Source organism: Rothia mucilaginosa, assembly GCF_964211445.1.
GTDB lineage: Bacteria > Actinomycetota > Actinomycetes > Actinomycetales > Micrococcaceae > Rothia > Rothia mucilaginosa_E.
Genome location: NZ_CAXOQT010000067.1, coordinates 1 through 591, shown reverse-complemented (window position 1 = coordinate 591; position 591 = coordinate 1). Strand labels below are relative to the sequence as shown.

Below are 591 nucleotides of genomic sequence, written 5' to 3'. Positions count from 1 at the left end.
CGCAGATGCTCGGTTCCCTGGCTGAACTGGTGACCCGCGACGGTGCACGAGTGCCGAAGGTGGCGCTCGGTATTGACGTTCGCGCCCGCGCGCTGTTCTCCGATCTGCCCGCAGCGATTGAGACTCTGCGCAAGTCCGACATTGACTTCTCCATGCTCTTCCTTGACGCCAAGGACGAGACCATCATTGCCCGCTACGAGGCTCAGCGCCGCCCGCACCCGCTGCAGGGCGAGGGTCGCGTCCTCGACGGCATCCGCGCTGAACGCACTCTCTTTGAGGGCCTGCGCCTCGCTTCTGACCGCACCATTGACACCACCGGCATGAACGTTCACGAGCTGGCTCGTACCGTGCGTGAAATGTTCGCTGAAGGTGCGGATAAGAAGCTGAATCTGACCGTGATGAGCTTCGGCTTCAAGTACGGTGCACCGTCGGACGCTAACTACATGGCTGATATGCGTTTTATCCCGAACCCGCACTGGGTTCCGGAGCTGCGTCCCCTGACCGGTCAGGACGCTCCGGTGCGCGATTACGTGCTGGAGCACGCCGGCACCGAGGAGTTCATCAGCAACTACCTTGCGGCTCTTCGCCCCG

General features: G+C 62.4%; 1 protein-coding gene. It reads left to right on the top strand.

Annotated features, from left to right (window positions below; all coding sequences use genetic code 11):
• Positions 1–591, top strand: a 591-nt coding sequence (locus AB8E48_RS08960) for an RNase adapter RapZ (protein ID WP_368886482.1), incomplete at both ends; no start/stop codon positions are given.